This window comes from Streptomyces sp. NPDC003697 (assembly GCF_053587115.1).
Genome location: NZ_JBSFNN010000150.1, coordinates 1 through 6,385, shown reverse-complemented (window position 1 = coordinate 6,385; position 6,385 = coordinate 1). Strand labels below are relative to the sequence as shown.

Sequence of the window (6,385 nt, the reverse complement as noted above, 5' to 3'; positions counted from 1 at the left end):
CGTCACCGGCGGCCGCCGGCACCGTCACCGCCGCGCACCGGCCGCGGGCACGGTCACCGGCGGGCCGCGCGCCCCAGTTCGTCGAGCCCGACTCGGTGCGCAGCCGGTCCGCGAGGCGCGCGGTGAGCGCGTCGGCGTCCTGGTCCCGGGCGAGGCTGAGCAGGACGGCGGTGGTGCCGCCGGGCAGAGCGGCGACCAGGCCGGGCAGTCCCAGCAGCCGCAGCAGCCGGTCGAGTCCGGCGGCGCCGCCGCCGCGGACGGCCAGCGGCACGAACGTGCGCCGGTTGACGGGGAGTCCGGCGGCGCGGGCCCGGGGCAGCAGGCGCCGGGCCGGGACGACCTCGCTCTCCAGGTCGGTCAGCAGGCTCCGCGCGGACTGCTCCTCCCAGCTCGCGGCGGGGCCGCCGAGCATCCGGTGCAGGACGACGGCCTCGGCGGCACGGTCGGCGAGCAGCTGTCCGGTGGCGGTGTCGCCGCGGTGCCCGCACAGCACGATGCGGCCCCACCGCTCCCCGCGCCCGGCCAGCTCGGCGCGGATCCACCCGTCGCCCTCGGTGCCTCCCCCAGTGCCTGAAAGGCCTGGGTGGTGCCCCCATGCCTGCCGGGCGATGCGCTCCCAGTCGCGCAGCACGTCGTCCACCGCGGACCGCTCCCCCGCCGTGGCGAGGACGCGGTGGGCGAGGTTGGTGAGGACGACGGGGCAGGCGCTGTGCCGCGCCACCTCGTCGAGCAGGCGCTGCAACGGGGCGCCCGTGGTGATCAGCCCGGTGAGCGCCGTGCGGACCTCCTCGGACAGGCTGACGGCGGCGAAGTTGCGCCGCACCAGCCGGGACTGGACCTCCTCGGTGAGCTGGGCGAAGGGAAAGGGGCGGTGCAGGACGACCAGGGGCAGCCCGCAGCGCTCGGCGGCGCGGCGCATCGCCTCCGGCGCGGCGGGGAAGGCGCGGCCGAGTCCGAGGACGACGGCCGCGGCCTCCGCACGGTGCAGGGACCGGATGTACTCGGTCTGCTTGTCCTCGTCGCCGGCGAGCAGCACGCCGGTGGTGAGCACCATCTCGCCGCCGCTGAGCATCACGCCGACGTCGGCTGCCTCGGCGACGTGCACCCAGCGCACGGGCCGGTCCAGCCGGCCGGCGCCGGCGACCACCTCGGGCTCCCCGGCGAGGACCCGCTCGAGGGTCAGGACCTGCCGCACCGACAGCAGGGGCCCCGGCGGTTCCGTGGGCCCCGGGGCCGCCCGGTCGGGGGCCGGCTCCGGTGGCCGTGCGGGCCCCCCGGGAGGCTCGAGCGGGCCGGGCCCGGGCCGCCCGGGGGGCCGGGCGGGGGACAGCGGCTTCCGTGGCTCCGAGGCGGTGGCCATGGCGGTGTTCCCTTGCTCGGGCCGGTGCTGCTACCACGCGCTCCTCAGCGCGCGTTCGAGGATCGCGGCGCCCTCCTCGGCCTCCGCGACGGTCAGGCTGAGCGGCGGTGCGACGCGCAGGGCGCTGGTGTGGTGGCCGCCGCCCTTGCCGATGAGCAGCCCGCCGTCGCGGGCGGCCTCCAGCACGGTCGCGGCCGCCCGTGGATCGGCCTCGTCGGTGCCAGGTTTCACCAGTTCGACGCCGATCATCAGTCCGCGTCCGCGGACCTCCCGCACGCCGGGCAGCTGTGCGGCGGCGGACCGCAGCCGTTCGATGAGCAGGCCGCCGACGCGGCGGGCGTTGCCCTGGAGGTCGTGCTCCAGGAGGTAGGTGAGGTTGGCGAGGCCGGCCGCCATGGTGATCTGGGTGCCGCCGAAGGTGGAGATGCTGTTGGCGTCCAGGCAGTTCATGACCTCGGCCCGGGCGACGACGCCGCCGATGGACATGCCGTTGCCGATGCCCTTGGCGAAGGTGAGCATGTCGGGCGGGCCGCTGCGGCCGTGGGCCTGCCAGCCCCAGAAGTGGTCGCCGGTGCGGCCCCAGCCGGTCTGGACCTCGTCGGCGATCCACAGGATCCCGTGCTCGCGCAGCACCTCCCGGAACGCCGCGTACAGGCCGTCGGGCGGTGAGGTGAAGCCGCCGACGCCCTGGACGGGCTCGGCGATCAGTGCGGCGGGTGCCCGGGTGTGGCCGAGCAGGTCCTCGAGGTCGTCGACGCAGGCCGCGACGAAGCCCGCGTCGTCGAGGTCCGCGAACGGGCCGCGGGTGCGCACGCCGCCGTGGACGTACAGCGTCTGCAGCGGGGACAGCGACGTCGGGGACCAGCCGCGGTTGCCGGTGACGCCGACGGCGCTGAAGGAGCGGCCGTGGTAGCTGTTGCGCATGGCCAGGATCGTGTTGCTGCGCCGGTACGTCGTCGCCAGCAGCAGCGCGGTGTCGTTGGCCTCGGTGCCGGAGGTGGTGAAGAAGACACGGGCGTCCGGGATGCCGCTGAGCTGGGCGATGCGCTCGGCGAGTTCGACCATCGGCCGGTTGAGGTAGAGCGTGGAGGAGTGGATGATCCGCCCCACCTGCTCGCTCACCGCCTTGGTCACCTCGGGCAGGGCGTGCGCGGTCATCGTCGTCAGGATGCCGCCGAAGAAGTCCAGGTACCGCCGGCCGTCGGCGTCCCAGACGTAGCGGCCCTCGCCGTGGGTGATCTCCAGCGGGTCGTCGTAGTAGAGGGCGAGCCAGTCGGGGAGGACGGCCCGGTGGCGGGCGTACAGGTCGCTCATGGCTGCACCAGCCCTTCGTAGGCGTCGGGGCGGCGGTCGCGGTAGAAGGCCCACTGCTGCCGCACCTGGTCGATCAGGTCGAAGTCGAGGTCGCGGACGACGAGTTCCTCCTTGGTGTCGCCGGCGACGTCACCGACGAACTGCCCGCGCGGGTCGGCGTTGAAGACTTCCTGGAACCCGATGATCCGCGCGCCCTGACGGGCCGCATCACGGGCGTGCTCCTCGTGCTTGGCGACCATGGACGCGGTGTCGCCTGTCCAGGTGGCCTGGACCAGTGCCGCGCGGACGATGCCGGCCATGAGCTGCTCCTTCGACGCGACGTCAGAGCCTCTACACCCGTAGAGCAGGCCGTAGAGGGTCGAACGTAAGCCTCCGCGACGGCCTTGCCAAGACCATCGTCGTCAAAGTGCCGAGTCGATCTCGTTTCGCACTCCGGTGGGTGAGTGACGGCGCCGGCGGGCGGGGCAGCCGGGGCGTCCCGCGACGCGGCTCCCCGGCGTGCGCGGGCGCCGGGGAGCCGTCAGGACGGGGCGGGCAGCGGGGTCCCCGCCCGTGCCAGGAGGGCCTGGGGCGCCGGGTCGGCCTGGAGACCGGGGAGCAGCAGCAGCCACAGGTGGGTCAGGCGGTCCTCGATCATCAGGCGTCCGTCGAGGACGTCGGAGAGCGTGTGCAGTCCGAAGAAGGCGGCCACCACGGTGGCGGCGTCGCGGCCCGGGTCCGCCGAGGCGGCGAGTTCCCCGTCGGCGCCCGCCTTGGCGAGCATGCGTTCGACCGTGGCGATCCAGTCCACGAACGGCGGAGGCATGTCCACATCGATGGCGCGCCGTTCGGACCACAGCCGCGCGCCCGCGCGGACGAGGACGTCGTCGCGGAACGCCCGGGCGACCGCGAAGCTCAGCCGCACCAGTTTCTCCAGGGCCGGCGCGGTGGTGGCCTCGTGCCGCTCGACCAGGGCGGGCCAGGCTGCGAAATGGGCGTTCACCACGGCGAGGGCGAGCTGTTCCTTGCTGGTGTAGTGGAAGTAGACCGCGCCACTGGTGCGGCCGGACCGTTCGCTGATGTCCGCGATACTGGTGGCCACATATCCCCGTTCGTAGAACAGATGAGCTGCCGCCTGCAATACGGCCCTGCGGGTTTCCTCCGCACGTTCCTGCACGCGTTCGTCCTTGTCCCTAGGTGGTCGCAAGGAGGAATGTAGCGGCCTTTCCGGCGCGACCGGGAAGACCGCGCATGCGGGACCCGCAATAGTCTTATTAGCCTTTTTCCATGGACTCCGGGCAGCGCACACGGGACTCGAACACCTCGTTACCCCGGTTCGGCCGCGGTGTGGACGACGCCTTCCTCTCCTCGCTGAGCCGCTCCAGGACGGTGGAGCGGGAACTCGTGCACCGCGTCTCGGTGGCCGAGGTACTGCTGACCGACGTCCGCCGGTGCGGCCCGCTCGCCTTCTGCGCGGCCGCCGCCTGGCCTCGCTCGCACCCCACGTTCCCCCGCGGGCGCGACGAACGGCACAGCCCCTGGATGGTCGCCGAGACCCTGCGGCAGCTCGGCATCTACATCCCGCTGCGCCACCTCGGCGTACCGGGCACGGCCCGCTTCCTGATCAGCGACCTGTCCTTCACCCTCGACCCCGCCGCCGAGCCCCGGGCGCCGCACGGCGCCAGCGAGATCACCTGCCTGGTGTCCGCCGGTGACCTGCGCACCGGCCGGGACGGTGACACGGTGACCGGGCTGCGCCTGCGGGCCGCCTTCCTGGCCGGCGGCCGGACGTTCGCGCGGGCGTCGGGCGGGGCGCGGTTCCTGGACGCCGCACGGTACGAGGAGGTCCGGTCGGCCGCCACGGCGTCCGTGCCGCCGGCCACCACCGCGCCCGTGCCGCCCGACGGCGCGCGGCCGGAACCCGCGCCGCTGGGGCTCGCGTCGGAGTCCGACGTCGTCGTCCTCGTGGCGGGCGACGACCTGCTGGCCGTCCCCGCCGACCCCCGCCATCCCTTCCTCTTCGACCACGGCACGGACCACGTGCCGGGAATGGCCCTGCTGGAGGCGGCACGGCAGGCAATCGCCCTGCGCAGCCGGGGGCGTCTGGTCCGGCCGGTTTCCGGCCGCCTGTCGGCCCTGAGATTCACGGAACACACGCCACCCGCCGTCATTCGCTGTTCCGTCCGGGACCGCACCGGCGTTTTCGCATTCCGGCAGGGCGGCGGAACGACGGCCGAGGGCGTTCTCCGCTACCCGTGAAGCGTCACCCACACGTGCGTATTGCGTCGTCGAACATTCACGCCGCCGGAAAGGGAGCGTAACGTTCATTACGTTTCCGGTTCCGAATGGTATCGGGACCACCGCAGTCCGCTGCGCGTGGCCGCTGCATTCGTCAACCGGCCTTGACCGCCTGCGAATTCGCACCATCGGCGAAGTGAAGGATTCCTCGCGGGCGCACCGACGCTCCTGACCGGCGGATCGTGCCGCCTTCCGGCAGTTCCGTCCTGCCCCAGAACGGCAACAGCACATGACGACACATCACATGTTCGACCTCGACTGGACGCCCGAAGCCGTCGTCTTCGACTGCGACGGCACGCTGGTGGACTCCGAACAGCACTGGCAGGAGGCCCGCTCCATCGTCCTGCGCGCCGCCGGGTACGCTCCCGACGCGGAGTTCGCCGAGCGCGTGAAGGGCCTGCACTACACGGAGTGCGGCGCCCTGATGGCGCGGCTCGCCGGCCGTCCGGACGACGCCGAGGAGTTGACACGGCACCTCCTGGAGACCTTCCGCGTCCTCGCCGCGCGCCACCCCGTGGCCATGCCCGGGGCGCGGGACCTGGTGGAGGACCTGAGCCGGGTCGCACCGCTGGCCGTGGCCAGCAACTGCCCGGCGGACGTGGTGGAGTTCTGCCTGGAGTCCGTGGGCCTGCGGCACCACTTCCGGCACCTCGTCGTGCCCGGCGGGGCAGTCCGCCCCAAACCGCACCCCGACACCTACGCGGAGGCCGTACGGGCCCTCGGCGTGAAGCCCGGCGACGCCCTGGCGGTGGAGGACTCGGTCAACGGGCTGAGAGCCGCCGCCGGCGCGGGGCTGCGGGTCGTCGGGGTGGGGCCGCGGCCCGGGCCCGAGGCCGCCGCCCTCGCCGACCTGTGGGTCGGCGGGCTGGACAACCCCGGCCTGGCGGCCTGGGCGGCGAGCCGCCCCACGGACCTGCGCCGCGAGGCCGCCCCGGGCGCCCCGCCGACGGCACCGGCCGGGCCGACGGTGCCGACGGCCCGGCCGGGCAGCCCCGCCCGATTCGAGACCCCGGCCGCGCCCTGACGTCCGACCGGCCGACCGGCGCCGTCCGCGCCGTCCGCGCCGTCACGGCGGACCCGACGGGCGGTGCGGCCGGTAGGGGCGGCGCGGACGCGACAGGTTCGGGTGCGGTCGGTGCGGTCGGTGCGGGCGCGACCGGTGCGGCCGGAGTGGCCGTGCGGATGCGACCGGTGGGGCGGTACGGGCGCGATCGGTACGGCCGGTGGGCCGGTACGGCGCTACCGGTGCGGGTGCGGCCTATGGGCCGGTACGAGCGCGACGGGTGCCAGTGAGCCGCTGCAGGAGTCAGCCGGTAGCCCGGACACCTTTCCAGCCGGGGCCGAGTCCGCGCCGACGTGGTCGTCCGGAGCGCGGCGTGGGCACCTCGGGGACGTCTTCTGCGATGCTCGGGACGACAGTCGGCGACGAGCGCG

6 protein-coding genes are annotated in these 6,385 nt (G+C 74.2%); 2 read left to right on the top strand and 4 right to left on the bottom strand.

Annotated elements, in window-relative coordinates:
• The 4 genes from ACWDNY_RS31030 to ACWDNY_RS31015 form a co-directional block, all read right to left on the bottom strand.
• Nucleotides 1-1,360 (bottom strand): PucR family transcriptional regulator ligand-binding domain-containing protein (locus ACWDNY_RS31030; protein ID WP_451649144.1); only part of this gene is annotated, 1,360 nt, incomplete at its 3' end.
• Nucleotides 1,361-1,390: 30 nt separating this feature from the next.
• Nucleotides 1,391-2,674 carry an aspartate aminotransferase family protein gene (locus tag ACWDNY_RS31025; RefSeq protein ID WP_451649143.1) on the bottom strand — a complete coding sequence of 428 codons (1,284 nt, stop codon included), beginning with the start codon at nucleotides 2,672-2,674 and terminating at the stop codon, nucleotides 1,391-1,393.
• A complete protein-coding gene (locus ACWDNY_RS31020) occupies nucleotides 2,671-2,973 on the bottom strand; it encodes a nitrilase-related carbon-nitrogen hydrolase (protein ID WP_451649142.1) in 303 nt (100 codons plus the stop codon). Before ACWDNY_RS31020 ends, ACWDNY_RS31025 begins: the two co-directional genes overlap by 4 nt.
• A 221-nt stretch (nucleotides 2,974-3,194) precedes the next feature.
• Nucleotides 3,195-3,830, bottom strand: coding sequence for a ScbR family autoregulator-binding transcription factor (locus ACWDNY_RS31015; protein WP_451649141.1), 636 nt, complete (start codon nucleotides 3,828-3,830; stop codon nucleotides 3,195-3,197).
• A 110-nt stretch (nucleotides 3,831-3,940) separates the two neighbouring features.
• On the opposite strand from ACWDNY_RS31015, the gene ACWDNY_RS31010 reads away from it, so the two are divergent.
• Both ACWDNY_RS31010 and ACWDNY_RS31005 read left to right on the top strand, forming a co-directional pair.
• On the top strand, nucleotides 3,941-4,912 hold the full coding sequence (locus ACWDNY_RS31010) for a ScbA/BarX family gamma-butyrolactone biosynthesis protein (protein ID WP_451649140.1): 972 nt from the start codon (nucleotides 3,941-3,943) through the stop codon (nucleotides 4,910-4,912).
• A gap of 268 nt (nucleotides 4,913-5,180) precedes the next feature.
• Entirely contained in the window at nucleotides 5,181-5,975 is a 795-nt protein-coding gene (locus tag ACWDNY_RS31005) for an HAD family hydrolase (RefSeq protein ID WP_451649139.1), read from the top strand.
• Nucleotides 5,976-6,385: the final 410 nt, after the last annotated feature.

Excerpts from the sequence above, each read along its gene's own strand:
- ACWDNY_RS31025 (WP_451649143.1), bottom strand. The coding sequence starts at position 2,674 with ATGAGCGACCTGTACGCCCGCCACCGGGCCGTCCTCCCCGACTGGCTC.
- ACWDNY_RS31020 (WP_451649142.1), bottom strand. The coding sequence starts at position 2,973 with ATGGCCGGCATCGTCCGCGCGGCACTGGTCCAGGCCACCTGGACAGGC.
- ACWDNY_RS31010 (WP_451649140.1), top strand. The coding sequence starts at position 3,941 with ATGGACTCCGGGCAGCGCACACGGGACTCGAACACCTCGTTACCCCGG.
- ACWDNY_RS31005 (WP_451649139.1), top strand. The coding sequence starts at position 5,181 with ATGACGACACATCACATGTTCGACCTCGACTGGACGCCCGAAGCCGTC.